This is a genomic window from Legionella jamestowniensis (assembly GCF_001467745.1).
Lineage (GTDB): Bacteria > Pseudomonadota > Gammaproteobacteria > Legionellales > Legionellaceae > Tatlockia > Tatlockia jamestowniensis.
Genome location: NZ_LNYG01000013.1, coordinates 448,639 through 472,858, shown reverse-complemented (window position 1 = coordinate 472,858; position 24,220 = coordinate 448,639). Strand labels below are relative to the sequence as shown.

Here is a 24,220-nt window from a genome sequence, read left to right as displayed (position 1 = left end):
TATTATTAAATTCAATTTTAATTTTCATGGATAAAACCTAATGGCAAGAGAAGTACATCTTATAAAGAAAACTCTTCTCCCAAATAAACAGCTCTGACTTGCTGATTGCCTAAAATTGTTTCAGGAGTTCCTTCGCAAAGAATTTTTCCTTGGCTGACAATATATGCCCGCTCACAAATATCGAGAGTTTCGCGCACATTATGATCAGTAATTAATACGCCTATGCCCTTATCACATAAATGAAGTATAATTTTTTTAATGTCCAGAACAGAAATAGGGTCAACCCCTGCGAAAGGTTCATCCAGCAAAATAAAATTGGGTTCAATAGCAAGGGCACGTGCAATCTCAACGCGTCGCCGCTCGCCACCAGAAAGGCTCATACCAAGGCTTTTCTGAATGTGTGAAATGTGGAATTCCTGCATTAACTCTTGCAGCTTGGTTTGGCGCCCTTGGTCATCCAAATCTTTCCGAAGTTGTAGGATGGATAAAATATTATCGGACACAGACATTTTTCGGAATACGGAAGCTTCTTGCGGTAAATAACCGATTCCCAATCGTGCACGCTGGTGCATCGGTGATTTGGTAATATCTTGGTTATTAAGAATAATTTGTCCTTCATCGCAAGATTGCAGGCCTACGATCATATAAAAACAAGTTGTTTTTCCGGCACCATTAGGACCCAATAACCCCACGCATTCGCCACTACGGATCTTAATACTGACATCGTTAACAACAGTTCGTGTTTTAAATGATTTCTTTAAATGTTTTGCTAACAATTCACTCATGCTTTTTTCTCGGGATGAATGACAATCGTGGTACGATTCTTAGGGTTACCTTTAGAGATGACGTGTTGTTTTTCTGTATCATAACTAATCTTTGGACCAGTAAAGGAGTTGTCGCCCTGGGTCACCCGGGCATTTCCAATCAATTCTACCAAATGACGTTCAGGGTAGTAACGAATGGTGTCTGCGTAAGCATGTAATGGGGGTTTATCAAGCGCTGTTTGGGTCCAAAAATGGGCCTGTTCTTTGCCATCACCAAAAGCAATCGCAAGGATCAACTTATTTTGCTGATTACCCTCAGTAATTGCCCTGGCAGCTCGCAGGTGAGATGTGCCCTGATCAAACTCAACGTTACCAATGTATTCGCCGTGATGGGTTTGTTGATTTAAATCGGCAGAATCGGCGGATAATTCAGCGATTTTTTCCCGATCATCAGGCATTGCAAAACCAAGTCTTGTAATAAAAACCAGAATAACAACAAGGAGTATATGGATTATCCTAACCGTGCTTGGGTTCATAGGTTGCATGGGCTTTACTCAGTTGCACACGTTTATCCGCCAGATAAGCTTTCATCCCTTGTGAATGTACTATGCTTCCTGGTTGTTCAAAACTGACTGCCAGATCAGTGGTTGCTAATTTTTCTTTTGTAAAATACAGTAATTTCTCCGTTTTCATCGTACTTTCTTGCGACCGTTCACCTTTGTTTTGGTGTACAACGACATGACGGATAAATGTAATTTGTTCACTGCCATGGATTGCTTTTGCGTGTTCAGAACTAATTTGCCACGCGGGTTGTCCAGGTTGGGTGATTATTATTTTGGGGGTTTTTAACAAATTGGTATTTTCAGCTGGAATATGCTGCATTTGCGGTGTGTATAGATAGTTAATTAACTTACCTTTTTCATCAAAACGGCGTACTGTCAAATTGGTTACGAGGGTATCTGGTGATTGTGACAGCGTTTTATCATCAAGTTTAACAATGGTAGTTGAGCCTGCAAAATACCATCCGGAGCAGGCAAGTACTATCAGGGCACAGAATAACCAGGCTGCTTGTTTCGCTGCATTCATGAGGATAAATACCTTGTAAGTGCGATTTCTTGTTTATTTTGAGCGTTTAAAATTAATTCACAAACTTCACGTACGGCACCACGGCCTCCGGTTTGCTCTGTTTGCCAGGCTGCATACTCTTTAACCTGACGAACTGCATTTGCTACAGCCACCCCCAAGCCAACTTGTTGTATAATGGGTAAATCAGGTAAGTCATCGCCAACATAGGCAAATTCTTTATCCTCAAAACCCAGGCGTTGTTTGAGCTGTTCAAAGGCATTTCGTTTATCTACCTGACCTGTAAAATAATGTTGAACACCCAGTTGTTTCATGCGGTGATCTATCACTGCATTCACTGAAGTAGTAATGATTGCCACCTCAATACCTGCTGACATTAATAACTTCAACCCCATACCATCTTGGACATGAAAAGTTTTCAATTCATTGCCGAAATTATCAACATACAAAAGACCGTCGGTTAGAACACCATCAACGTCGCAGATTAGACATTTAATTTTTTTTGCTTTTTCAATTAATTCATTCATTTTCTTACCTAAAACCCATCTATTTAATTGCAACAGGGTATTAAAAAACACCAGCACGCAATAAATCATGTAAATGTACAACAGCTATTGGCCGATTATCATCATCAACTACCACTAAAGAGGTAATACTGTATTTTTGCATCATAGCCAATGCTTCAGCCGCTAAAAGCCCTTTTTTGATGGTCTTGCAGTTTTTACTCATCACTACAGCCAGCGGGGTTGTATTAATGTCAAAATTTTGCGTTAAGGTTCTTCTGACGTCCCCATCTGTATAGACTCCGGCAAGATACCCGCGAGTATCTACTACACAAGTCATCCCTAACTTTTTTGCGGTGACTTCAATCAGTGCTTCACTAATGGTTGCTTGCTCGTTAACCAAAGGTAATCCATCACCCTCATGCCATAGCTCATCAATACGAAGTAATAAACGCCTACCTAAAGCCCCGCCTGGATGGGCCAAGGCAAAATCTTCAGCACTAAAACCTCTTGCCTGCAATAGCGCAATAGCCAAAGCATCTCCCATGACCAAGGAGACAGTAGTGCTTGTTGTAGGGGCAAGACCTAAAGGACAAGCTTCCTGGCGAATACTGATATCAAGGTTTACATCTGCTGATTTGGCAATGGCCGATTCCGGATTGCCGGTTAAGGTAATGAGTGGAACTTCCAAACGTTTCAACAGGGGAAGCAGGGTCACAATTTCATGGGTAAAACCAGAGTTGGAAATCGCAAGTACAGTGTCTTGCCGTGTAATCATCCCTAAGTCCCCATGGCTGGCTTCACCGGGATGCATAAAAAAGGCTGGAGTACCCGTACTGGCAAAGGTTGCAGCAATTTTATTTCCAATATGCCCTGATTTACCCATACCGGTTACTACAACACGCCCTTTGCAGGCCAGTAAAAGCTCGCAAGCGGTTTCGAAACGTTGATCAATACGCTGCGTTAAATCAAGTACTGCCTGTGCTTCGGTTTCAATGACTGCAAGACCTAATTTGCAAAAATTCATGTTCTCTAGTGTCATTTGAACAGGGGAAAGAGTGTAACATAGTTAGTGGCAAAATAGGTACAATTCTTGACTGAAGCCATGTAGAAATTGACGAGTATAATAATTCGGTTAGCCCTAGGGTAAAAGTAGAATAGGGCTTTTTCCTTCTTTTGACACAATAGTTTGGCATTCGTTGTATTTTTCTTGGTAAAATTCACGAGTTTCTTTTTGTCTTCGACCAGGTCCTTTATATTCTTGCTGCTTTTGCTTTAGCACATGCTCTACCTGCTCAAAGAGCGTTTCGATTAATTTATTATCATTTTTTTCTTCTTTTGCAGGTAGTTTAATTAAGATATTGCGTAAGCTTTGAATTCCATCCGGGACAATTCGATACAAGAGACGAAAATCTCTTCCCCTTGTATTCCAATGGGACTTCATTACCTCGTCCTTTAACGTTACAAGAAATTCCTTTTTTTCATTAAAAATTTTAGTTTCTGATTCTTCTTCTGATTTTTCCTCTTTCCCTGATGATGGGCTAAGTTTAGGCTGGAACGCTTTGGAATCTAATTTTTCAAATATTCCTTGATCAATGGCAGCCAATACATTATCGGTGCTATTCGGACACATTTCACCAAATGCCTGTATGTGTTCAACTTGTTTTAATGCCTCGGGAGCATGGGTAATTAGCGCTTTAAGAATTTCATCACCAATATCATATTTTTTGATAGCAGTTTGATAATAGTCTAAACGAAGAGCACGAGGTTCTCTTCTTAGATCGTGCAAAACATAAGTGATGATGTGTTTAATGGCAGATTCGCGATTTTCAAAATAAAATTCCAAATTCTTTTTGTGATACAAATCATTCTCTGTAAAAATCCAAGTTTGGATGTTTTCCATATAAAACGGCTTACTGTCAAGCGCATGCTCCTCAAAGGGGATACTATCCTTGGTTTTATTAAAATACCCTAGTACGATACCAGGGCCAGTCGTTAAAACGGGAGTCATTTTAAAAAGAAAATAATAGATGATATCTTTGAAAGACTTTGCATAGCGTATAACAGTATTATCTACTGGAACATTATCTTTAAAAATCTCTGCATACGTTTTATGATAATTATTAATTAGCTCCTGGCAAAAAGACTCTAATAGTTCTTTGCCATTCGCATTAGCCATCATAATATCATTATTGCATAATCCTTTTTGATTCACTCCTTTACCTGCATAGGCCACCCGTCCCATGTTGAGGCGAATTCCATGTTTTGCAGCGATTTCGCCTAGTTGTTCTCTTACTTTAATGTCTACATCCAAATAAATCCCTTCAAACGTTCTTAAAATCATAAGTCTTAACACATCTGCGGCTGCGGCATAACTTTGTCTTGATTTCTCATTCAGATAGATAGCATAGAGCTCCTGTTCAAGCTTATCTCCCTTCAACGGGAAAATTTTATGAATTTGAACAATATCGATATTACGGCTTGAGCACCAATTTTGCATGGCCTCTGGAATGTCTTCACGATCAGTCCACAATAGATGGCAGGCATCGGGATTTGTTTCTTTAACTGAGGAAACATTCGCTTCAAGTTGCTTTAATATATAAGGGCCCTTCTCATTACTTAATAGAGGTATTTCGCGCATACCCATTGCTGGCCATTCGCTGCCAAGCCAAATGGTATGAAAGATGTGAGGTATATTGTCAGAGCCCGCTGCCTTGGTATGCTCTTCTAATAATGCCTGTAGCTTTAATCTTTCCCCTATGTCTTGCTCAGCGAAACTTCTCAAATTAAAAGGGTCTAGTCCTATGGAATCCGTTCTGGTGCCAAATTTTAAGTCGACTGGTTGGGCCTTTGTTAAAGGTTTATTGGGATAGGTGGCATCTGGGAATTTTTCTTCAAATAACCGAACCTCTTCCTTCACGTTACCTCGGAACTCTGCTAGATTCCTTTCAAGCAATTCAACACGTTTCTGTTGCTTATCTAGATTCTCTAATTCTTTTGGATTAGGCGGCTGTTTACTTAATTCTTGTGTCTGTTTCTTAGCAATTAATTGTTGCAGTTCGATTAAGTCAAGCGCCAAATTTTCCAAGCCCTTTGTCAGTAATTGATAGGTTCTTGGGCCTTTTACGGTTGGAGATAATCCCAAAAGATGGGTTGCATATTCTTCAAAATATTTATCAAATTCTTGTATTTGTGAACTTCCAAATGACACTGTAGACGTAATTGAGTTTAAGAAGGTAGTTCCCAATTCAAGGAAGTAATATAATTCTTGTGCCTGGTTATTATCCTCATTGGTTTCAAATTTACCCGGTAGCCGGGCGAAGGTCTTTAGAAATTGATATAGATGTTTCATACTTAAACCATTGCGCGAGGATTAATAATAATTATATCCAAGCAGTATTAAGGAATTGTTATGACTCAAATAGCCTCCTCTCTTTGAGTACCTTATTTAATTCGCAAAATAATACGTATCAAGTATAATTATCTTTTTCACTTATTTGCCGGTAAAAAATACATGCAAAATAATTTGGTGCAAATCACTAATCTTACCTTTGCTCGAGGTGAACGTTGTATTTTTGATGGTATTAATATGACAGTGGAGCAAGGAAAAATTACCGCTATCATGGGACCTAGTGGTAGTGGTAAAACAACGCTCCTACGCTTAATAGGGGCGCAGCTTAATCCGCAAGAAGGCTCTATCCTTGTAGACGGAGCTAATATCCACAAGCTATCTAGAAAAGAGCTGTACCTCGCGCGTCGCAAAATGGGATTGTTATTTCAAAGCAGCGCACTCTTTACCGATTTGTCAGTTTTTGATAATGTCGCGTTCCCATTGCGGGAGCATACCAATCTTAATGAAGCCATGCTTCGTGATGTGGTGCTGATGAAACTTGAAGCTGTTGGGTTGCGAGGGGCAGCGCAGTTGATGCCGGATGAACTCTCAGGCGGTATGGCAAGACGCGTGGCTTTGGCCCGTACTATTGCGCTAGACCCTGAATTAATGATGTATGATGAGCCTTTTACAGGTCAAGATCCTATTTCCATGGGCGTGCTTGTTCGTTTAATCAAGCGATTAAATCAGCTTTTACAAACGACCACGATTATCGTTTCTCATGATGTTGAAGAGACCTGTTCGATTTCCGACTACATTTATTTGATTGCCGGCGGACGAGTCATTGGACATGGCACGCCTCTTGAATTAAAAAATTCAGACCAACCCCAAGTCAGACAATTTATGCATGGCGAGGCTGATGGCGTCGTGCCGTTCCATTATCCGGCACGTCCTTATACAGAGGAGTTACTCGATGCTTGATACGTTAGCTCGCATAGGGCAACGCGGCGTAATAAATTTACAAACAATGGGCCAATCAGGAGCCTTTTTGCTACGCATGTTTTTCAGGAACCCTGATTTGCCGAGACTTTGGCCTGATTTAAAAAGACAGCTTCACTTTGTTGGCGTTTTATCTTGCTTGATAATTGTTGTTTCGGCGTTATTTGTTGGCATGGTTATTGGTTTGCAAGGGTATAATACACTGCAAAAATTTGGAGCCAGCAGCCAGCTCGGACAGCTTTTAGCGCTAAGTATTGGTAGGGAGCTTGGTCCGGTAATCAGTGCTTTATTATTTGCAGGACGCGCTGGCTCAGCGTTAACGGCAGAAATTGGTTTAATGAAGGCAACGGAGCAGTTGGCAAGTATGGATATGATGGGGGTAGATCCTCTAGGTAGGGTGATTTATCCGCGTTTTCTGGCAGGTTTAATTTCTTTGCCGCTTTTGGCATTAATTTTTACTGCTGTTGCCATTTATGGCGGTTATTTTGTCGGTGTGGATTGGTTAGGTGTTGATGCCGGCAGTTTTTGGTCTAACATGCAAGCCGCTGTTGATTTTCGCTTAGACATGCTAAGCGGCATCATTAAAAGTGTTGTATTTGCATTTGTGGTGGTATGGATAGCCGTATTTCAAGGTTTTAATTGTATTGCTACCGCGGAAGGTATTAGTCAGGCAACAACACGGACCGTCGTTTACTCTTCATTGGCAGTGCTGGGACTTGACTTTATTTTGACCGCTATGATGATTGGAGGTTGGTAAATGAATAATAGGCAACGTTACATCGATATAAGCGTAGGAATTTTTATGTTGCTAGGTTTATTTGCCTTATTGGTTTTGGTAATGAAAGTAAGCGGGGTTACTACATTAGTTTCCAACAAAGGTTATCATGTTACCGCTGAATTTACAGATATAGGCGGTTTAAAAGTAAGAGCGCCAGTCACTGTGGCGGGGGTAAGAATTGGAGAAGTTACCAATATTGAACTGCAACCTGGTGAGTTAAATGCCAGAGTAACCATGCTGTTACGCAATGATAAACCGATTCCCTACGAAGATACTTCCGCCCGTATTTTAACTGAGGGATTAATAGGTTCTAATTACATTAGCATTGTACCTGGATTCGAAGATGACGGGCAGGATCATCCTTATCTTCGTGAAGGGGATGTTATAGCTAAGACACAAGAAGCTGTTATTCTTGAGAATTTAATAGGACAACTTTTGTTCAATATTAATAAAAAATAGGATAAACCATGAGAGCAATCAAATCGATAATTGTTATAGGAATATTATCTCTTACCCAATTGTTGTGGGCGCAGTCCTCTCCCTTGCCAATGCTTGAGCATACAGCAAATCAGATCATAGATACTTTAAAAGACAACAAGGCAAACCTAAAGAATAATCCCCGCATCATCCATCAAGCAGTGCAGCGTTATCTTTTGCCAAATGTGGATGTCAGTGGAATGTCCCGTTCTGTATTGGGCAGGCAAGCCTGGAATAAAGCCACCCCCAGTGAAAGACAGCAATTCGCACAAGAGTTTACTCAACTGGTGATTCGTACTTATGCGACCCCTTTGGCTGAATATACCGATGAAAAGATTAAATTTCTGCCGATCCGTGGCTCTCTTGAAAACCGGTTTTTGCGTGTAAATAGTGTCATCATTCGCTCAAATGGTCAAAATATACCCTTAAGTTATAGTTTGGTTTCTAAAAATGGCAACTGGAAAATCTATGACTTAAGCGTGGAAGGAGTCAGTTTATTACAAAGCTTCCGTTCACAATTTGCTGAAGCATTAAGAAATTCAAGCATGCAAGAAATTATCAGGCAATTGCGTGCTCAACCAGGAAAAAAGGCGGCTTAAGTGGAAATCAAAGCATTCAAACCGTCCTCTGAGATGACATTTTCAACCGTTCAGGCTGATCGTGATCGGTTAGTTAAATATTTTCGTGATGCGAGGGGGAAGGTTATAAAATTTGATTTAAGTGAAGTAACGCACTGTGATAGTGCAGGTCTTGCTCTGTTAATTGAAGCTAAAAGATTAAGTACGCAAAAAAACAAAATTTGCCAGATTGAAGGAGTCCCCAAGGCGGTTCATGCATTGGCAGAGTTTTGTGGGGTAGAAGCCATACTCAATAAACACGAATTAAACGCAAAGTGAGAATAAGTTGTATGATTAGTAATGAGGTATTAGAAAAACGCCTTGCTGAAACGGGAGAAGTTGATTTTGTTCAAGTGGGAGGAGATGGTTACCACTATCAACTTACTATTGTTTCTGATGCATTTTTGGGGAAATCGAAGGTGGCAAGGCAGCAATGGGTTTATGGAAAACTTAAAGAGTACATTACATCCGGTAGTCTGCATGCTGTCAGTATGAAGACTTTTACAAAGGAAGAGTGGGAGAAAAATCGTGGATAAGTTAATTATCAATGGTGGTAAGGCTTTGCAAGGAGAAGTTACTATTTCCGGAGCAAAGAATGCAGCATTACCTATCATGGCGGCCACACTTCTTGCGAGCGACAATGTAACCATTGCTAATGTGCCCCATCTTAAAGATGTTACCACGATGATGGAGCTTTTAGGGCAACTAGGCGCCCAGTTGACTGTTGATGAAAAAATGAATGTACAGGTCGATGCTTCACAGGTTAATGAATATGTAGCTCCTTATGAATTAGTAAAAACCATGCGTGCTTCAATTGTGGTATTGGGGCCTTTATTAGCACGTTTTGGCCAAGCTGATGTCTCCCTGCCAGGAGGTTGTGCCATTGGTACACGACCAGTGGATTTACACCTTAAAGCATTGAAAGCAATGGGTGCTGATATAACAGTAAAAAATGGTTATATTAAGGCGCGTTGTAAAAAAGGACGTTTGCAAGGAAAAACGCTGGTATTTGACTCAGTTACGGTTACCGGTACAGAAAACGTATTAATGGCAGCTGTTCTTGCCGAAGGTAAAACCCTTATTAAAAATGCTGCACGGGAACCCGAAGTCGTTGATTTGGCTAATTTTCTGAATCATATGGGCGCTAAGATTACTGGCGCTGGTAGCGGTACTATCGAAGTAGAAGGCGTTCCTGCTCTCTCAGGGGGCGCTTATTCCGTCATGCCAGATCGCATTGAAGCGGGTACTTATCTTACTGCTGGCGCTATCACTCGAGGTAAAGTAACGGTGCGTCGTGTGAAACCTGATAATTTGTTGTCGATGTTATGCAAATTCGAAGAAGCAGGGGCAGAGTTGTCCATTGGAGAAGATTGGGTCACATTGAACATGCATGGGCTTCGTCCGCAAGCTGTAAATATTTCGACGGCACCCTATCCTGCATTTCCCACAGATATGCAAGCGCAATTTATGGCATTAAATACTATTGCTGACGGTACCTCATCGGTTATTGAAAATATTTTTGAGAATCGTTTTATGCACGTGCAGGAATTACAACGGATGGGTGCTCAAATTCAATTGAATGGTAATACTGCAATGATTACCGGGATTGAAAAATTAACCGGTGCTCCCGTAATGGCCACAGATTTACGTGCTTCTGCAAGTTTAATTTTGGCAGGACTCGCTGCTGAAGGGGAAACGTCTGTTGAGCGTGTTTACCATGTGGATAGGGGATATGAGCGAATCGAAGAAAAATTATCGATGCTAGGTGCCGATATTAAGAGGGCCTCCGCGCGGTGAATTTGCGTGATAAGCTCGCCCATTATCTGCACGAATTTTTAGGGTGCAATAATTTTAATGATTATGCCCCTAATGGTGTGCAGATTGAAGGTAGGGAAAACATTAAACGTATCTGTTCGGCGGTTACTGCTTCTGCAGAAGTAATAGACCATGCAATTTTATTACATGCGGACGTTTTACTGGTTCATCATGGGTATTTTTGGCGAGGTGAAGAGCCTGTAATCACTGGCATGAAACGACAGCGAATTGCCAAATTGCTTCGCGAAAATATTTCTCTTTTTGCTTATCATTTACCACTTGATTGTCATCCTGAAATTGGAAACAACGCTTGTTTGGCAAAACTTTTCAATATTAAATCCTGTAGAATGCATGATGTTGGTAAAACACCGAATCTTCTCTGGTCGGGTAAACTTGATGAACCTAAAGCTACGAATGAATTTTTACTGCAATTGCAGGCAAAGTTGAATAGGGCACCTTTATTCATAGAAGGCTCAAACAAGTTAATTCAATCCGTTGCCTGGTGTAGTGGTGCGGCACAGGATTTTATTGAGGAAGCCAGTAAACTGGGTGTAGATGCTTACATTAGTGGGGAAATTTCAGAACGGACCTATTATCAAGCAAAGGAATTAGGGATCCACTATTTTGCTTGCGGTCATCATGCCACTGAACGCTATGGTATTCAGGCGTTGGGGGATCACTTGGCGTCACATTTTCAATTAGAACATCATTTTATAGACAGTGCTAATCCTGTTTAACCAAACTTACGGGTAGGTGAATCATCAGGATTAAATTCTTGAATCATTTCAGGACAGAAATCTTTATAGCGTTGAACAATAGCAATTAATTTTTCATCATTAAACAAGCCTTGTAATTCTTCCCTATCAAAGTTGGCGTCTGCATCAAACTTCTCACCGGCAATATTAATAGCGTTAAATAATTTCACTGCTATGTCACGATTTACAGGAGAATTGTACTCATTACCAATATAGTCTAAGAGTTCCAGTTTAAAAGAGCGCGTATTCGCTACTTGAACAAAACCCAATTGATCGCAACTATCCACTCTTAAACTCTTATAATGATGCATCTGTACACTTATAGTGAAATCTTTTCCAAGTTTATTAAATAAAATTTCTGCAGTGGGGAAATAGGCTTCCACCTCGGGTGTGAAATGACCACTTGCCAGATTCATAAAAAAATTGTTCTGATACTTTACGACAGCTCCTCCTGCAAGAACAGGCGGAGTAGGCATATGCTCGGATATATTGAGCGCTTTACGAATTAACCCGCCGTGTGTCAGTTTTTTTGACTTGCTAAATTGTGGGGCAAACCAGGTTTCACCACTTTCTGTTATTACATACAAGTAGTTCACACCATCTACTAGATTATTAGGATCCTTCGTAATGGTTACCTGTTGATAATCATCATTTTCTTGTCTAACCGTCGAAGGATCCGAATATTGGTCTAATAAGGGATATTTTTTATAAGAGTTTAATAAGGTGGAGGATAACGCAGCTTCTTTACTCACGGGATTATTAATATCCAATAAACTTACTGGGTTATTGATTTGCATTGAATTACTTAGGTGCTCATCTAATGCTTTGGAAACCTCAATCTCTAAAGAAATGCCTTTTTCTTCGGCTTTAATTTGATAAGGCAAATTCAATTTATTACAAATAAATTGCATCCTGCGCAACAAAGAACTATCGGGCTCATAAAGCTTAACCTCTTTATTAATAGCATGTATTAGCTCTTCAGCGGTGGATATTGAACTATTTCTCAAAATTTTTTGTACGAGTTGGACTTCATGTTCTCCACGATGTTTTCCCACGCGTTGAAACATGGATGGGGCCCATTTTAACAGCTCTCGGGCGCAAAAATTTTCTAACACCCTTTTGGTGTTTTCAAAGACTGAATCTGCAGGGGACCAAAATTTTTGATACTTATTTTCTAATGTTTTTGCACTGATTTCATATTTCCCTAACATGATTTTATTCCATGGGGTATGTCATGAGTTTATTTTGGCATAGTTAGCTTAAGAAAAGGTTAAGATATATACAAATAGGGTTTATTTTAACTATTTATGGAGCATGAATTTAGAGTCGCATCAATTGTGAGCGTGTTCTAATCTCGAGGGCAAACATGGAAGGCTTTAAATCCTCATCTTGAATTTGAGGGAGCATAAAATTTCCTTAATAGACGAAATTTGCGTCGAAAGATCTATGGATGTCAGGCTATGAAGTGTTGGTTCGATATTATTGCAAATGGATTTATTTCTCGTGTCGCCTCCGTAGGGTAAAGGTGGGTGTGAAGTGATAGATGGCGGGTAATCTAATTAAATTAAGACTAATGAAAATTTTTATTTGAGACATATAACGTACCCTTTTTATCACAAACCTCTAGAATTTGGGCATTTCATTTCTATTGTCATTGGATGTGTGGGAAAAGCCTATAGAGCTGCTTATCTTTTGAAACGGATTTCATTTTCTAACTGAGTTTATAAAAATTTATTTAAAAGTTAAATTTTTTGATGTTTGAAGTTTTACTTCAACCATCATATTTTTGTTTAGCTCTAAATGAATAACGTTTATGTGCCGTAATTTCTAATGCAGTTAATGCTAATGATGTTTTAAATGGAGATAACTTTTATCTTTTGTATTTTTCTAAATTTTGAGGATGTGAGTCATTTCTTTGTCAAGATTTAATCTAGATAGGGTTATTAAAATATGATAAAAGTTCATTTACCTATAAGTTTATTAATAGTTAATCCTTAATCCGTAAGGTAAAAATTTATGTCTTTTGATAAAATAATTTGTGTAGGAAAAAATTATCTTGAACATGCCAAAGAGCTTGGTGATGAAGTACCAGAAAAACCGGTACTCTTCTTAAAACCAGCGAGTGTTCTTAGACAAGTCTCTGGTTGGGGAGAACAAATCCAGGTTGGTTTCCCTCATGAAGACACTGAGGTGCAACCAGAATGCGAAATTGCGCTTCGTCTAGCTCAGGATGGATACAAAATGACAATTGAAGACGCGAGAAACGCTATTGCAGATATAACTCTTGGTCTTGAAATGACTCTAAGAGCACGTCAAGCAAAGTTAAAAAAACAAGGCCATCCATGGACTACATCAAAAGTGTTTAAAGATGCTGCTATTATTGGACCTTGGATTCCCTATGAACAATTTAATGAATATATGAGTGCTGAATTCCAATTACTCCTTGATGGAACCCTCCGGCAATGCGCAAAAGGGACGGATATGATGATGTACCCAGAAGATTTATTGGTTTATATCAGCCAATTTTTTCCCTTAAAAGCGGGTGATATAATTTATACCGGGACTCCTGCAGGAGTGACCTCAATATCAGAGAGCACTACTGCTGAATTACGCTGGAAGAATTATTTCTACACTGTAAAATGGCAGTAGTTCCCAGATGTATTATTTGACCATAAGACCACAGAATTCTTTTAAGCTGATGAAATCGCTAACGCGATTTTTTCATCTTCGTTCTCCTTAGTGGTAGTTTAACTTGGAGAACTCTAATCAGGAATACAACTATTTAGGGGATGGTTACATTACCATCAATAAATAGTTCCGCCTCTAAGCAAAAAGTTATCGTATTAGTTAATTTTATATATTCCTGTGTTCGTTAAATCCAGAATTCCATAATTGGAAAATTTCCCGTAATTAGACTAATTTCACCAACTTGTTTTGCCCCCATGTATTTATAGAACCCTATGATTTGGGGAATATTGTCAGAAATAAAACGAAAAAACCTCCAGTCTTGATTTTTGGAAGTATTTATAACTTCATTCCATAATAAACGCCCATACCCTTTTCCTACAAATTGACTGTCAAGAAATAAGAGATCGAGTTCTGCATAGTCTCTCTTTATAGTCGGCCCTCTCATGCCAATGATTTCAATAAACTGATTACAAAAGAGTGCTTTGATTAATATATGATCTTCAACATAATATGCTCGTGGTCCCCAAATGTTAACAAAAATCATTAATATAATCTTCTTTACCTGGATGATAGTGTGATCTAGATCGTTTCATTAACTCCAATATGTCTTGGATATCAGAAATTGTTGCTGGTAAAAAACGGATACTTTTTAATATCAAGTTTAAATCCTTTATTGTCTGAAACACATTTGGCAGTAAAATTTTCAGTTAAATTGGATACTTATCAATTTTTCCATTATATACTTCCTGTGCATCAATCAGCGAAAGCCATCTCAGGCTAAAATTTACCATTAGCCCAACCCCACATAACATTTACCCAATCGTGATTAAAAGGATCCTCGCAATGAGTAGAACTGTTTTCGATAGGGTGAGTTGAACTACTATCGTTATAGTTAGGTTCTTCTAATGCTTTGGTAAAAAAACTATCAAATGAAAGAGAACGATTGATTTGCTTTAATTTTTCTTTTTTTAATTCAGATTTTCTTGAGTGTCGCCCGATAATTGGAGTATCAGCTTTTTTATTTTTAAAGAAATGGTTTGACTGCATTCTAAGAACTTTTATAAACACTATAAATGTGGCAAAGCCTACACACAAGGGAGCATTGAGACAAGGGAATAATCATAATTTCTTCATTTGTATTTAGTAAATTCAATATATAAAGTTCAAATAATTATTTGAGCTAGATAGCGTACCTTATCCATCACAAACAGGGTGTAATGGTGAAAAAATAAAAATGAGACCCTATGAATTTACTGGATGAGCAAATTTCGAAAAATCGAAAGTTTGGTTTGTGATAGATAAGATTTTTCATCCCTTGATGTTCATTTTGATACAAATTCACTATCAGCCTGGTTGTCTTATTATTACTCAGTACATGTGAAAGGGGCTCCTGAAAAAACTGAACAAGCCAAAATGAAAGACTTGTCCAAATTTATAAATTTCTTTCAAATGGAAGTAGGGCATGATTTGGTGGATAGTTGGACACCGGCTGTTAGCAAACATTTTCAAAAACATTTATGCAAAACTGTTTCTGAAAAAACTGGAAAACCTTATAAAGCCACTTCAATTAATCGAACGATGGCAACAATTCGGCATGTTGGCCGATGGCTTCATCAACATCGCCCATTATTAGCAGGTGACCCACTTGCTCAAGTTAAAGATTTGCAAACCGATGCTCCAGATTGGAATGGTTTAAAATGTTTAATAAATTATCTGTAGTAATATATGCATTTTCGACAGATTCAATCAGAGCCCACTTCATGTCAACAAAATATTCTGAAAAGATAAAGCCTAGTGCCATCATGTTATTTAAAGAACTATTTCGATTAATATATAGAGATATCTCACCATTGAGGATTGCCAATCTATCTTCTTCAATTTCTTCATTTGAGGCTGTTATTCCAGTTTTCTTATAACCTTCCGCAAAATATTCTTTATCTGTAGTACATGCCCTTATAAACGCATCAAATTCAAGGTCGGCTTGGTTTTTCAATTTCGCAAGTTGCATAGGAGAGCGAGTTAGTAAAAATCCAAAAAATAACGCCAACTTTTGCCGGCTATCCTTATCTGGAAAGATTTTATTTCTTAAATTTTCAAGAGGTTCAGCAGCAGGCCCCTCTATTTCTTCTGCAAAATATTTTTCTATTATTTCTCGATTTTCAGTGCTGGTGTCTTCAAAGTTATATAAATACTTTTCAAATGCGGTTTTCTCTGGTTTACATTCCCAGGGGTTATCATATTTTTGCTTATCATATGTCCACAGCATTCCTTTTTGATTGCAAAATCCCTTTAAATATGTTGTCGGGAGATAATGTTGCCGTTTTCTTGCCATACGAAACCTCATAAAAAATTTAGGCACTTATAAATATAATTATAGGTTAGAATTTGATAATACGGCAATTTGCCGTATAATATAAAATATAAATAGGAGATACAAACGATGGTACATTTATCTAAACATTCAAAAGAAGTCGGACGATTGGAGGCTAGGATTAGCTCTGAAAAAAAATCAGTTTTAAAAAATGCCGCCACTCTTAGAGGTATTAGTCTTACTGATTTTGTCGTGAACTCAGCTTATGAAGCAGCACGACGTGTAATTGAGGAATATGAACAACTTAAATTATCGGAAGCTGATAGAGCTATTTTTATTCACGCTTTATTAAATCCACCTAAGCCCAGTGAAAATTTGATGAAAGCCGCTAAACGATATAAGAAGGATGTTAAATCTAAATGACAGAAGAACAAGAAGAATATGTAATTGAGCAACTGGGTAAACATAATAGGAAAAATTTTTCTTGCGGAAGGATTGAACTCGATCGCTATCTTCAGACACAAGCAAGCCAAGACATAAAAAAAAATATGTCTGCCACTTATGTTTTAACTGAGCAAGTTGGAAATACCGTTTTAGGGTATTACTCAATTTCAACAATAGGAGTATTTCCTGGAGAATTACCGGAAGATTTAATAAAAAGATTGCCCAAATATCCACTAGTACCTGGAGTTTTATTGGGAAGATTGGCAGTAGATGAAAAATATAAAGGGAAAGGCTTAGGGGGGTTACTTTTAGTCGATGCTTTAAAGCGAAGTTTAGCAGTAAGTAAGCAAATTGGAATTAATACCATAATAGTTCAGGCTAAAGATAATAATGCTATAAAATTTTATAAGCATTATGGGTTCATAGCATTCCCAGAAAACAAATTTAAATTATTTCTGCCTTTAAAAACAATTCAAGAATTATTGGAGTAGCACAGGATGATAGCTATTAATGATTCTTGCCTCTTTGCCTTCTTAGCATTGGATGGATTGGAGCCTTTGGTGGCTAATGAATTAATTGATGGGAATAATCATAATATTCTTAGTCAAGCTTCTAAAGAAATAGGCATGATTTTTAATGAATTATTTAAAATAGATTCTAAAATTTTACATAAGAATGCGGTTTGTTTTTATTCATATCGGATTCAAATAAGATTATCTCTTGTTGCGGAATTAGTAAGTAAAGTCTTTTAATTAAATTCAGTCGCTTAAGTCTAATCGTATAATCAAATCTTACTTCTATGCGCTAGCCTAGGTAAGATTTTTATTAAGGATTTCGCTTTATACTTCTATTGGGCTTTAATTCAGGTGTAATTGTAATTTTCGGTATTGAAAAAAGAGAGAGGTTTAGGTCTACTGGTATAGATATACTTTTTTCTTCAGAAGAAAAGCTTGGGAACATGTTAATTATGTTAGAATTATGTTTTTTAACCTCCACATTAGCCATACTTTCCTTTCGTTCTGCCACTTTCAAAATGGCTTGATTAAATGATTGACTTACTTGATGTTCAGGGCACAATTTAATGCAAATTAACATTTTTTGAAACCAAGGGGATTCACTAAAATTAGTGCAAGTCTCAAGTACAGGCTTAATAATATCTTTCAGTGGCTTATAATTGCTATTTCTGCCCATTTCTTTCGCAAAAAATGAGTGGATAGAACTATATTTCTTAGATAAAGCTAGGTCTATATTTTCTAATTGCTCCTTGAGTAATAAGAATTTAGCGAGTGGTTCCTGCAAATTTTGAATAGACGTACCTATTAATTGTAATTTTTCCTCTGTATCTCTCACGGTTCCTCTATTCGACTGCTTTCGAAGGCGCTTAACTTCTTCTATTAATTTTTGTAAAAGAAATTCATAGTCGGTAGACATTAATTGAGATAACTGATCTTGTTGTATAGAGTCGAGGTGAGCTGTTGCTGCGGCGCTTACTATAGATTTCCATGCTGAATTGACTAGCCGAAGGGAGAACCAGTCATTTTTAGACAAAATTGGGTAATTAGAATGTTTAGTTCAAGAGGAAGATTTGCAAGCGGTAGAAACATTACGTCAGAAGGCTTCATAGTTAACGGAAATATTTATTATATACCAATATTATGATGTAAGCATCTAGCAGCCCCATCAATATATAAGATAATTATTTATTCTGTTAAAAAGAATGGGATGAAAACTGATACATTAAAATGTAGTTAACTCTTATTAGTGAGAAACTAACATTGAAAGAGTTTGGTGATAGACTCTCCCTCTCAACAAGCATTAATAAGTCTGATTAATCACTTAATTAGACACTAAGGACTTATAGTGACAGACACTAAATGAGTACCAGAAATGATAGTGCATCTTACTGGGTTTATATTTTGCTTTGTGCAAATAATACTTACTACACTGGAATAACGAATAACTTAGATAAGCGGTTTAAATCTCATGTGGATGGAAGTAGTAAGTGTAAATATACGCGTAGTTTTAAACCAATTAAAATTTCTCAAACATGGGAAGTTTCTGAGGGTAAAGCAAAAGCTTTGAAAATAGAGCGCTACATCAAACAATTATCTCGTGTTGAAAAGGAGATAATAATCGCAGAACCTTTGTCACTACAAAGTATTTTTAATCTTTAGCTTTATTATTTCAGCTTAAAAAGTATAGATTTCTTTAGACGGTATGTTGTGGTAATTAGCAAGGGTAGATAGTTCCCGTAAAATTTGAGTAATTTAAAAGAAAACGATGTGGGCAATTCGATTAAAGGTTATGCTTTAGTAAGATAATCCTTCCCAAATTGCTCTAAATAATCTTTATAATTTCCTAAGTAATTCTGTGCGCCGTATTGTTCAGTTAAAACCAAAACGCGTGTTGAGATACTATCTATAAAATGGCGGTTATGACTAACAAATAGTACAGTGCCAGGAAATGCTTGTAGCGATTCGATTAATGCGTCTATGGATTCCAGATCTAAGTGATTTGTCGGCTCATCCAGTATAAGGCAATTGTGTTTTTCTAAAATGAGTTTCGCCATTACTAATCTGGCCGATTCTCCACCGCTTAACATAGCAATTTTTTTATCAACATCGGAGCCGCGAAAGAGCACTTGACCTAATACTTTTCTTATATCTTGTGATGATGCAACAACATGATCTTCAAGCCATTGCAAAACGGTTTGTCCCGGGTCTAATTGCGTACGGTAATCTTGAGAAAAATAGCCCACATTTACAGCTTCACTCCATTCAAATTGACCTTGATCGGGTTTAAGTTCATCTAATAAAATTTTTAATAGCGTTGATTTACCAATGCCATTTGGGCCGATAATTGCACATTTATCACCACGATTTAGAGCGAATGTTGCACCCCTCAATAATATTTTTTCATTAAAGTGTTTATGGATATCCGAAACGTTAATTACCGATTTACCAGTAGGCTTTTTTTGTTGGAAATTAAAAAAAGGCTTAAAAATATTTGAGTCCTTTATTTCTACTAACTGAATTTTATCAATCATTTTTTGCCGGGAAGCTGCTTGACTTGCTTTACTCGCTTTTGCTCCAAAACGATCAACAAAGGTTTGCATGGCCTCAATTTTCTTTTCTTGATTTTTTAATTCACATTGTTTCAGAAAAAGCCTTTCCTCTTTAGCTTTCACAAATTTATCGTAGTTTCCTGGATAATTAAGAATTGTGTCGTAATCAATATCAAGGATATGGGTAGAAACATTATTGAGAAAACCCCGGTCATGCGAAATAAAAATTAGCAAACCAGTAAAGAATGTTTTTAAGAATTGTTCTAACCATGCAATGGATACAATATCTAAATGGTTGGTCGGTTCATCAAGCAACATAATATCGGGCTTTTGAAAAAGAACTTGCGCAAGTAAGACACGTAATTTATAGCCTCCCGATAAAGCCATCAGAGGGCCATAATGGTATTTTTCGGCGATACCTAACCCAAGTAATAAATTTTTGGCGGTGGATTCTGCTTCATACCCTTCTTGTTGCATTATAATTTCTTCTAATTCACTGAGACGATATCCATCTTCTTCGGTGAAATTTTCGCTTGTATATAATTTATCTTTTTCAGTCAGTGCTGCCCATAAGATACTATTTCCCTGAATTACCACATCTATGAGGCGATCTTCCTCATAACGGAAATGATCTTGTTTTAAAATGCCAATGTTAAGGCTTTTTGCTTTTTCAACAGTGCCATTGATAGAAGATTCTTCACCTGCTAAAATTTTTAAAAAAGTTGATTTACCAGTCCCATTTGCTCCCACGATTCCATACCGGTTGGTAGGTAATAATATCAAATCAACATCTTGAAATAAGGATTTTTTACCAAACCCCATACTTAACTTGCGAATTTCTAACATGTACACAGCCTCTTTTGGTCGTCTTCTTCTAAAAACTACTTAATCAATTACCTTCACCTGAGTTGCAAATTCACCTCTGTCACCATGTTCTAAAATATAACTAACACGTTGTCCGTCTTTTAATTCCTTATAGCCTTGTGTTTGAACTTGAGAAAAATGAACAAATACTTCCTTACCATCAGTATCCGCAGTGATGAAACCATAACCTTTAATTTTGTTGAAACGATTTACTGTACCTGTTTGCATAATATTATTGCTGTCCTAGATTGGATTAAAATTAAACTTATAACGAGAGCTACTTTTTAGCCTGATAGGAAAAAAACGATCGATTATTGGAGTCGTTTCACACCCACTCGTCGTCCTTTCAATTTTCCATTTTGAAAATAGCGAAATGCTTTATCGGCTTGACTTCGTTCTATTGCCACATAGGAATAAAGTGCAGAAATATTGATTTTACCAATTTTATCTCCCACTATGCCTGCGTCTTTTGTTAAAGCACCCAGAATATCACCCGGACTAATTTTATCCTTTTTTCCTGCGCTAAGACATAAAGTCACCATGAGAGGTAATTTTATCGTGATGTTAGAATTGGTTAATGTATTTATATTTCCCCAACGCAACGGTTCTGCCAAATGCTGTTCAATCAAACAAATTCGTTCGGCATCGGAGGGGGTAGTTATACTTAATGCGATCCCACTATTACCCGCACGTCCAGTACGCCCTATACGATGAATATGAACATCATGTTCAAAAGAAAGTTCATAATTGATAACCATGGGTAATTCTTTGATATCCAAACCTCGAGCTGCCACATCAGTAGCCACCAAAATCGAGCAACTTTGATTAACGAATCGGATCATTGCTTGATCGCGCTCAATTTGTTCCAAGTCTCCATGTAATGGTATGGCACTAAAACCTTCTTTATTTAGCAGGTTAGTTAATTGCGTGGTTTGTTCTTTAGTATTACAAAAAATGAGGGTTGAACTCGCTTGGTGATGGACTAATAGCGCCTTTAATAGCGAAAATTTGTTGGCCTGATTTGAAACCTCATAAAAACATTGCTCAATATCAAGATTGTTTTCAAGCTCTTCTATGATTATGTGTTTGGGATCGTGCAGAAATTCGCTGGAAAGTTGTTTAATTTGCGCTGGATAAGTTGCCGAAAACAACAAGGTTTGTCGTTTTTGAGGACAAAAAGAAAGGACTTCTTTTATTGCATCAAAAAAACCCATGTCTAGCATTCTGTCAGCCTCATCCAAAATCAACATGCGTAAATGACGCAATGACAGAGATTCTTTAGTCAAATGTTTTTGTACTCGCCCCGGAGTTCCTACAATTATGTGGGCTCCATGTCTTAGCGAATCAAGCTGCGGTTTCATGGGCATACCGCCTGATAGATTAAGAATTTTGACATTTGGCAAAAGACGAGCAAAGCGTCGCAAGGCTTGGCTAACTTGCTCGGCTAATTCACGTGTTGGACATAGAACCAAAGCTTGGACGGCAAAGAGTTCTACTTTCAAAAGATTCAATAGTGCTAATCCAAAGGCAGCCGTTTTTCCACTACCTGTTTTAGATTGAGCGATGAGATCACTCCCATTAAGCATAATAGGCAAACTTTGCGCTTGGATGGGTGTCGTATTTTTATAGTTTAATGAAGAAATATTGGTTAATAATTCCTCACGCAAGGGCAAAGAACAAAAAGAAAGCCTATCCATACTTGCAGGAAAAGTAGGATCCTCAGTAGATTTCACGTCGATACATCGCTATTTTGTTAAAAGAGGATTATTCTATCATATTTGTCATGCGTTATATTAAATCAATCTAATTAATTAAATTACATTTTCCAATTTACTCTCTAAAGACCATTTAAAATAAACCTAGAAAAAAATAACATAATTACTTTTTTGTTTTTTATTCGTTGGAAATAGAAACACAGGGTAGTGAAGAAACGCCCTTTATCTAACTAAAATATACATCTCTATTTATTACAACATATCAATAGCTTGTTTGTTAAAATCGGAATATTTATTGGGTGCCCATCCATCCAGTGTTTTGATAAGCAAGAACGGGTAGAAGTTGAGCTTAGCCACAGTAGACCGTGCTCTGTTCTAAATTTTAAAACCTGCTAAGATGTAAATCTACTTACCTTTCAGCCCCATTTTTTGACATATTTATGCCTATTTTTAGTAAGTAAAGATAAGTTTCTCGCAGGGTGCTCTATAACCTGTCGTTTCACTGGAGGATTTGATATGCAGCAAAAAAGAGAGATTAAAGATACAACGCGTTTATTTGCCAAAGTTGATGCTCTGGTTGACCCTGTGCTTCAAACCATCCCCGAGACCCCTACATTTTTTCTTAACAGCGGTAAACAATTGCGATTATTTGATAAAGATACGTTAGCGGGCATGAGAGCTTCTGCCCGGGATTGTCGTTCTTTAATTGTTGCTATCGATAATAGTGGACCAACAGGTATCGGATACATCCTTACAGCCCTGCCTGAAACTAGTGAACAAGCAGTTATCGCAGGGGATGAGCTGCTTAAGGCATGGCATGCTAAATTTCCTATGGTTAAATATTTAGACGCAAAAGAGGAGCAAGATAGACAATTAGAACTCTATTTTCATGAATGTAAACTAGCTACCATTGACCGACTCTTTGAGCAATGGGTTTGGAGTGCGCTTCCTGAAAAAGTTCGTCAAATACCTGTGATAGAAAAACAACTTCATGCATGCCAAGACGATCTTTCTAATCTGGCAGAAGCGGAAGACGATGAAAATATTCAGATTGAAATAATGAAACTCCAAGAGCAACTTGATGCAGCGAAGGGCATTCGGGATACCCTTAGTCTTGTTGAGATTAAGGCAACATCCCTTATCCACGCACAAGTGGCTGTGGCTATAGCTGTTGCCGAGCAAAAGAAATGGAGTGAATTATTGAATTTTGATCAAGAAGACCCAAAGCACATTTTAAATGATGAGCAGTTTACGGCACTTGTCTCTCAAGCCGTTGATGCACTAGTAGCTTGCAATTATGCTCGCCTTGGTAAGGACGAATTGGGACCCCTGGCAAAGCATTTGACAGCTCGCAGAGAATTACAAAATGAAAAACGTTCGAATGCTGAAGGTAGTTTGCGCACTCTAGCAACAGTGGAGGGTGAAACTCATCAACTCTCGTTAAGTGAAGTTAGGGATCCACTCAATCGCACACTTTTTATCGATACTATTACAAGTAGTTGTGGCAAGAAATTTCGCGATATTATTGTGGGTGCTTGTCTTTTGGTAGACCAACCGCTGCCTACGGTTATTAAAGAATTTATTAATCAGCAAATGCAAACAGATAGTACTTACTCAGTCAAAGCAAAGAAGACATATTATCAATTTAGTAGAAACAGATTGAAACTACCCCCAGAACAAATGGAAGTCCTCGCGGACTTTGGTCTTCATTGTATAGATGCAGCAAGAGTAAGTCCCAATCTAGGGAGATTTGGTTTGCTCAAAAGAACCAGAAGTTTAGATGATCTTGCCGATATTGAGAGCAACAAGTCAGCCAAGTTTTCGGAGCCAGGAACACCATAATCTGAGAGAAGATTTCTTCTAAAGTAAGAAGGGGGGAAAGAAGGGCTATCATTGTCCTACATTGATGATTTTTCCTTACTGATTATGGTTAACGATGGGGCATGCTGATGAGTCAGAAAAAGTGGAGTTATAATCATGTTTCACTGGCTAAAGGAATGGTGGGACGAACA

Annotated in this window: 29 protein-coding genes; 15 read left to right on the top strand and 14 right to left on the bottom strand. The window is 37.8% G+C overall.

Annotation, left to right across the window (positions count from 1 at the left end):
- Positions 1-59 precede the first annotated feature (59 nt).
- From lptB to Ljam_RS06490, 6 genes are all read right to left on the bottom strand, one after another.
- The gene (gene lptB, locus Ljam_RS06515; RefSeq protein ID WP_058449311.1) at positions 60-785 is read right to left on the bottom strand and encodes an LPS export ABC transporter ATP-binding protein; all 726 of its coding nucleotides are present in this window, start codon (positions 783-785) and stop codon (positions 60-62) included.
- Positions 782-1,222 carry a lipopolysaccharide transport periplasmic protein LptA gene (gene lptA / locus Ljam_RS06510; protein ID WP_420795607.1) on the bottom strand — a complete coding sequence of 147 codons (441 nt, stop codon included), beginning with the start codon at positions 1,220-1,222 and terminating at the stop codon, positions 782-784. The genes lptB and lptA overlap by 4 nt, the downstream gene beginning before the upstream one ends.
- Positions 1,223-1,280: 58 nt before the next feature.
- Positions 1,281-1,850: an LPS export ABC transporter periplasmic protein LptC gene (gene lptC, locus Ljam_RS06505; protein WP_058449310.1), complete on the bottom strand. Its 570-nt coding sequence runs from the start codon at positions 1,848-1,850 to the stop codon at positions 1,281-1,283.
- Positions 1,847-2,374, bottom strand: coding sequence for a KdsC family phosphatase (locus Ljam_RS06500; RefSeq protein ID WP_058450753.1), 528 nt, complete (start codon positions 2,372-2,374; stop codon positions 1,847-1,849). The genes lptC and Ljam_RS06500 overlap by 4 nt, the downstream gene beginning before the upstream one ends.
- 40 nt (positions 2,375-2,414) lie before the next feature.
- Entirely contained in the window at positions 2,415-3,377 is a 963-nt protein-coding gene (locus Ljam_RS06495) for a KpsF/GutQ family sugar-phosphate isomerase (RefSeq protein WP_058449309.1), read from the bottom strand.
- A gap of 114 nt (positions 3,378-3,491) precedes the next feature.
- The gene (locus Ljam_RS06490) at positions 3,492-5,702 is read right to left on the bottom strand and encodes a glycosyltransferase (RefSeq protein ID WP_058449308.1); all 2,211 of its coding nucleotides are present in this window, start codon (positions 5,700-5,702) and stop codon (positions 3,492-3,494) included.
- A 162-nt stretch (positions 5,703-5,864) separates the two neighbouring features.
- Here Ljam_RS06490 and Ljam_RS06485 point away from each other — a divergent pair, with 162 nt between their 5' ends.
- Genes Ljam_RS06485 through Ljam_RS06450 form a run of 8 tightly spaced genes read left to right on the top strand, consistent with a single transcriptional unit; the run spans position 5,865 to position 11,104 of the window.
- Positions 5,865-6,662, top strand: a complete 798-nt coding sequence (locus Ljam_RS06485; protein ID WP_058449307.1) for an ATP-binding cassette domain-containing protein — start codon at positions 5,865-5,867, stop codon at positions 6,660-6,662.
- Positions 6,655-7,437 (top strand): lipid asymmetry maintenance ABC transporter permease subunit MlaE, encoded by a 783-nt coding sequence (mlaE, locus tag Ljam_RS06480; RefSeq protein ID WP_058449306.1) that lies wholly within the window; start codon positions 6,655-6,657, stop codon positions 7,435-7,437. Before Ljam_RS06485 ends, mlaE begins: the two co-directional genes overlap by 8 nt.
- The gene (gene mlaD / locus Ljam_RS06475; protein WP_058449305.1) at positions 7,438-7,917 is read left to right on the top strand and encodes an outer membrane lipid asymmetry maintenance protein MlaD; all 480 of its coding nucleotides are present in this window, start codon (positions 7,438-7,440) and stop codon (positions 7,915-7,917) included.
- An 8-nt stretch (positions 7,918-7,925) separates the two neighbouring features.
- A complete protein-coding gene (locus Ljam_RS06470; protein WP_058449304.1) occupies positions 7,926-8,534 on the top strand; it encodes an MlaC/ttg2D family ABC transporter substrate-binding protein in 609 nt (202 codons plus the stop codon).
- The gene (locus Ljam_RS06465; protein ID WP_058449303.1) at positions 8,535-8,831 is read left to right on the top strand and encodes an STAS domain-containing protein; all 297 of its coding nucleotides are present in this window, start codon (positions 8,535-8,537) and stop codon (positions 8,829-8,831) included.
- Between the two features lie 11 nt (positions 8,832-8,842).
- Entirely contained in the window at positions 8,843-9,088 is a 246-nt protein-coding gene (locus Ljam_RS06460; protein ID WP_058449302.1) for a BolA family protein, read from the top strand.
- Positions 9,081-10,349 (top strand): UDP-N-acetylglucosamine 1-carboxyvinyltransferase, encoded by a 1,269-nt coding sequence (gene murA / locus Ljam_RS06455; RefSeq protein WP_058449301.1) that lies wholly within the window; start codon positions 9,081-9,083, stop codon positions 10,347-10,349. The genes Ljam_RS06460 and murA overlap by 8 nt, the downstream gene beginning before the upstream one ends.
- The gene (locus tag Ljam_RS06450) at positions 10,346-11,104 is read left to right on the top strand and encodes a Nif3-like dinuclear metal center hexameric protein (RefSeq protein WP_082651590.1); all 759 of its coding nucleotides are present in this window, start codon (positions 10,346-10,348) and stop codon (positions 11,102-11,104) included. Before murA ends, Ljam_RS06450 begins: the two co-directional genes overlap by 4 nt.
- Here Ljam_RS06450 and Ljam_RS06445 read toward each other — a convergent pair.
- A complete protein-coding gene (locus Ljam_RS06445) occupies positions 11,101-12,333 on the bottom strand; it encodes a DUF5617 domain-containing protein (protein ID WP_058449300.1) in 1,233 nt (410 codons plus the stop codon). The genes Ljam_RS06450 and Ljam_RS06445 overlap by 4 nt on opposite strands.
- Positions 12,334-13,138: 805 nt before the next feature.
- Between Ljam_RS06445 and Ljam_RS06440 the strand changes: the two genes are divergently transcribed.
- The gene (locus Ljam_RS06440; RefSeq protein WP_058449299.1) at positions 13,139-13,771 is read left to right on the top strand and encodes a fumarylacetoacetate hydrolase family protein; all 633 of its coding nucleotides are present in this window, start codon (positions 13,139-13,141) and stop codon (positions 13,769-13,771) included.
- A 223-nt stretch (positions 13,772-13,994) separates the two neighbouring features.
- Here Ljam_RS06440 and Ljam_RS06435 read toward each other — a convergent pair whose 3' ends face one another.
- Both Ljam_RS06435 and Ljam_RS06430 read right to left on the bottom strand, forming a co-directional pair.
- Positions 13,995-14,354, bottom strand: coding sequence for a GNAT family N-acetyltransferase (locus tag Ljam_RS06435; RefSeq protein WP_058449298.1), 360 nt, complete (start codon positions 14,352-14,354; stop codon positions 13,995-13,997).
- Positions 14,355-14,587: 233 nt separating this feature from the next.
- On the bottom strand, positions 14,588-14,857 hold the full coding sequence (locus tag Ljam_RS06430) for a hypothetical protein (protein ID WP_058449297.1): 270 nt from the start codon (positions 14,855-14,857) through the stop codon (positions 14,588-14,590).
- A gap of 306 nt (positions 14,858-15,163) precedes the next feature.
- Here Ljam_RS06430 and Ljam_RS06425 point away from each other — a divergent pair, with 306 nt between their 5' ends.
- Positions 15,164-15,529 carry a hypothetical protein gene (locus tag Ljam_RS06425; RefSeq protein ID WP_238583704.1) on the top strand — a complete coding sequence of 122 codons (366 nt, stop codon included), beginning with the start codon at positions 15,164-15,166 and terminating at the stop codon, positions 15,527-15,529.
- Here the strand turns inward: Ljam_RS06425 and Ljam_RS06420 are convergent.
- The gene (locus tag Ljam_RS06420; RefSeq protein ID WP_058449296.1) at positions 15,465-16,142 is read right to left on the bottom strand and encodes a DUF4238 domain-containing protein; all 678 of its coding nucleotides are present in this window, start codon (positions 16,140-16,142) and stop codon (positions 15,465-15,467) included. The genes Ljam_RS06425 and Ljam_RS06420 overlap by 65 nt on opposite strands.
- Positions 16,143-16,250: 108 nt before the next feature.
- Here Ljam_RS06420 and Ljam_RS06415 point away from each other — a divergent pair, with 108 nt between their 5' ends.
- The 3 genes from Ljam_RS06415 to Ljam_RS06405 are packed head-to-tail and all read left to right on the top strand — an operon-like array spanning position 16,251 to position 17,317.
- Entirely contained in the window at positions 16,251-16,544 is a 294-nt protein-coding gene (locus Ljam_RS06415) for a type II toxin-antitoxin system TacA family antitoxin (protein WP_058449295.1), read from the top strand.
- Entirely contained in the window at positions 16,541-17,056 is a 516-nt protein-coding gene (locus Ljam_RS06410; RefSeq protein ID WP_058449294.1) for a GNAT family N-acetyltransferase, read from the top strand. Before Ljam_RS06415 ends, Ljam_RS06410 begins: the two co-directional genes overlap by 4 nt.
- Before the next feature lie 6 nt (positions 17,057-17,062).
- Entirely contained in the window at positions 17,063-17,317 is a 255-nt protein-coding gene (locus Ljam_RS06405) for a hypothetical protein (protein WP_058449293.1), read from the top strand.
- A 73-nt stretch (positions 17,318-17,390) separates the two neighbouring features.
- Here the strand turns inward: Ljam_RS06405 and Ljam_RS06400 are convergent, their stop codons facing one another.
- Entirely contained in the window at positions 17,391-18,113 is a 723-nt protein-coding gene (locus Ljam_RS06400) for a hypothetical protein (protein WP_238583703.1), read from the bottom strand.
- A 326-nt stretch (positions 18,114-18,439) separates the two neighbouring features.
- Here Ljam_RS06400 and Ljam_RS06395 point away from each other — a divergent pair, with 326 nt between their 5' ends.
- On the top strand, positions 18,440-18,739 hold the full coding sequence (locus Ljam_RS06395) for a GIY-YIG nuclease family protein (RefSeq protein ID WP_058449291.1): 300 nt from the start codon (positions 18,440-18,442) through the stop codon (positions 18,737-18,739).
- A 128-nt stretch (positions 18,740-18,867) separates the two neighbouring features.
- On the opposite strand, the gene Ljam_RS06390 is transcribed toward Ljam_RS06395, so the two are convergent.
- The 3 genes from Ljam_RS06390 to dbpA all read right to left on the bottom strand — a co-directional run bounded on the left by Ljam_RS06390 (position 18,868) and on the right by dbpA (position 22,190).
- Entirely contained in the window at positions 18,868-20,475 is a 1,608-nt protein-coding gene (locus tag Ljam_RS06390; protein WP_058449290.1) for an ABC-F family ATP-binding cassette domain-containing protein, read from the bottom strand.
- 39 nt (positions 20,476-20,514) lie between these two features.
- Positions 20,515-20,721, bottom strand: a complete 207-nt coding sequence (locus Ljam_RS06385) for a cold-shock protein (RefSeq protein WP_058449289.1) — start codon at positions 20,719-20,721, stop codon at positions 20,515-20,517.
- 83 nt (positions 20,722-20,804) lie between these two features.
- The gene (gene dbpA / locus Ljam_RS06380) at positions 20,805-22,190 is read right to left on the bottom strand and encodes an ATP-dependent RNA helicase DbpA (protein WP_058449288.1); all 1,386 of its coding nucleotides are present in this window, start codon (positions 22,188-22,190) and stop codon (positions 20,805-20,807) included.
- 534 nt (positions 22,191-22,724) lie between these two features.
- Here dbpA and Ljam_RS06375 point away from each other — a divergent pair.
- Entirely contained in the window at positions 22,725-24,050 is a 1,326-nt protein-coding gene (locus Ljam_RS06375; RefSeq protein ID WP_058449287.1) for a hypothetical protein, read from the top strand.
- Positions 24,051-24,220: the final 170 nt, after the last annotated feature.

Bases quoted from the DNA above. Each gene is read 5' to 3' on its own strand.
- lptB (WP_058449311.1), bottom strand. From the start codon at position 785: ATGAGTGAATTGTTAGCAAAACATTTAAAGAAATCATTTAAAACACGA.
- lptA (WP_420795607.1), bottom strand. From the start codon at position 1,222: ATGCCTGATGATCGGGAAAAAATCGCTGAATTATCCGCCGATTCTGCC.
- lptC (WP_058449310.1), bottom strand. From the start codon at position 1,850: ATGAATGCAGCGAAACAAGCAGCCTGGTTATTCTGTGCCCTGATAGTA.
- Ljam_RS06500 (WP_058450753.1), bottom strand. From the start codon at position 2,374: ATGAATGAATTAATTGAAAAAGCAAAAAAAATTAAATGTCTAATCTGC.
- Ljam_RS06495 (WP_058449309.1), bottom strand. From the start codon at position 3,377: ATGAATTTTTGCAAATTAGGTCTTGCAGTCATTGAAACCGAAGCACAG.
- Ljam_RS06490 (WP_058449308.1), bottom strand. From the start codon at position 5,702: ATGAAACATCTATATCAATTTCTAAAGACCTTCGCCCGGCTACCGGGT.
- Ljam_RS06485 (WP_058449307.1), top strand. From the start codon at position 5,865: ATGCAAAATAATTTGGTGCAAATCACTAATCTTACCTTTGCTCGAGGT.
- mlaE (WP_058449306.1), top strand. From the start codon at position 6,655: ATGCTTGATACGTTAGCTCGCATAGGGCAACGCGGCGTAATAAATTTA.
- mlaD (WP_058449305.1), top strand. From the start codon at position 7,438: ATGAATAATAGGCAACGTTACATCGATATAAGCGTAGGAATTTTTATG.
- Ljam_RS06470 (WP_058449304.1), top strand. From the start codon at position 7,926: ATGAGAGCAATCAAATCGATAATTGTTATAGGAATATTATCTCTTACC.
- Ljam_RS06460 (WP_058449302.1), top strand. From the start codon at position 8,843: ATGATTAGTAATGAGGTATTAGAAAAACGCCTTGCTGAAACGGGAGAA.
- Ljam_RS06445 (WP_058449300.1), bottom strand. From the start codon at position 12,333: ATGTTAGGGAAATATGAAATCAGTGCAAAAACATTAGAAAATAAGTAT.
- Ljam_RS06440 (WP_058449299.1), top strand. From the start codon at position 13,139: ATGTCTTTTGATAAAATAATTTGTGTAGGAAAAAATTATCTTGAACAT.
- Ljam_RS06435 (WP_058449298.1), bottom strand. From the start codon at position 14,354: ATGATTTTTGTTAACATTTGGGGACCACGAGCATATTATGTTGAAGAT.
- Ljam_RS06430 (WP_058449297.1), bottom strand. From the start codon at position 14,857: ATGCAGTCAAACCATTTCTTTAAAAATAAAAAAGCTGATACTCCAATT.
- Ljam_RS06420 (WP_058449296.1), bottom strand. From the start codon at position 16,142: ATGGCAAGAAAACGGCAACATTATCTCCCGACAACATATTTAAAGGGA.
- Ljam_RS06415 (WP_058449295.1), top strand. From the start codon at position 16,251: ATGGTACATTTATCTAAACATTCAAAAGAAGTCGGACGATTGGAGGCT.
- Ljam_RS06410 (WP_058449294.1), top strand. From the start codon at position 16,541: ATGACAGAAGAACAAGAAGAATATGTAATTGAGCAACTGGGTAAACAT.
- Ljam_RS06405 (WP_058449293.1), top strand. From the start codon at position 17,063: ATGATAGCTATTAATGATTCTTGCCTCTTTGCCTTCTTAGCATTGGAT.
- Ljam_RS06395 (WP_058449291.1), top strand. From the start codon at position 18,440: ATGAGTACCAGAAATGATAGTGCATCTTACTGGGTTTATATTTTGCTT.
- Ljam_RS06390 (WP_058449290.1), bottom strand. From the start codon at position 20,475: ATGTTAGAAATTCGCAAGTTAAGTATGGGGTTTGGTAAAAAATCCTTA.
- Ljam_RS06385 (WP_058449289.1), bottom strand. From the start codon at position 20,721: ATGCAAACAGGTACAGTAAATCGTTTCAACAAAATTAAAGGTTATGGT.
- dbpA (WP_058449288.1), bottom strand. From the start codon at position 22,190: ATGGATAGGCTTTCTTTTTGTTCTTTGCCCTTGCGTGAGGAATTATTA.
- Ljam_RS06375 (WP_058449287.1), top strand. From the start codon at position 22,725: ATGCAGCAAAAAAGAGAGATTAAAGATACAACGCGTTTATTTGCCAAA.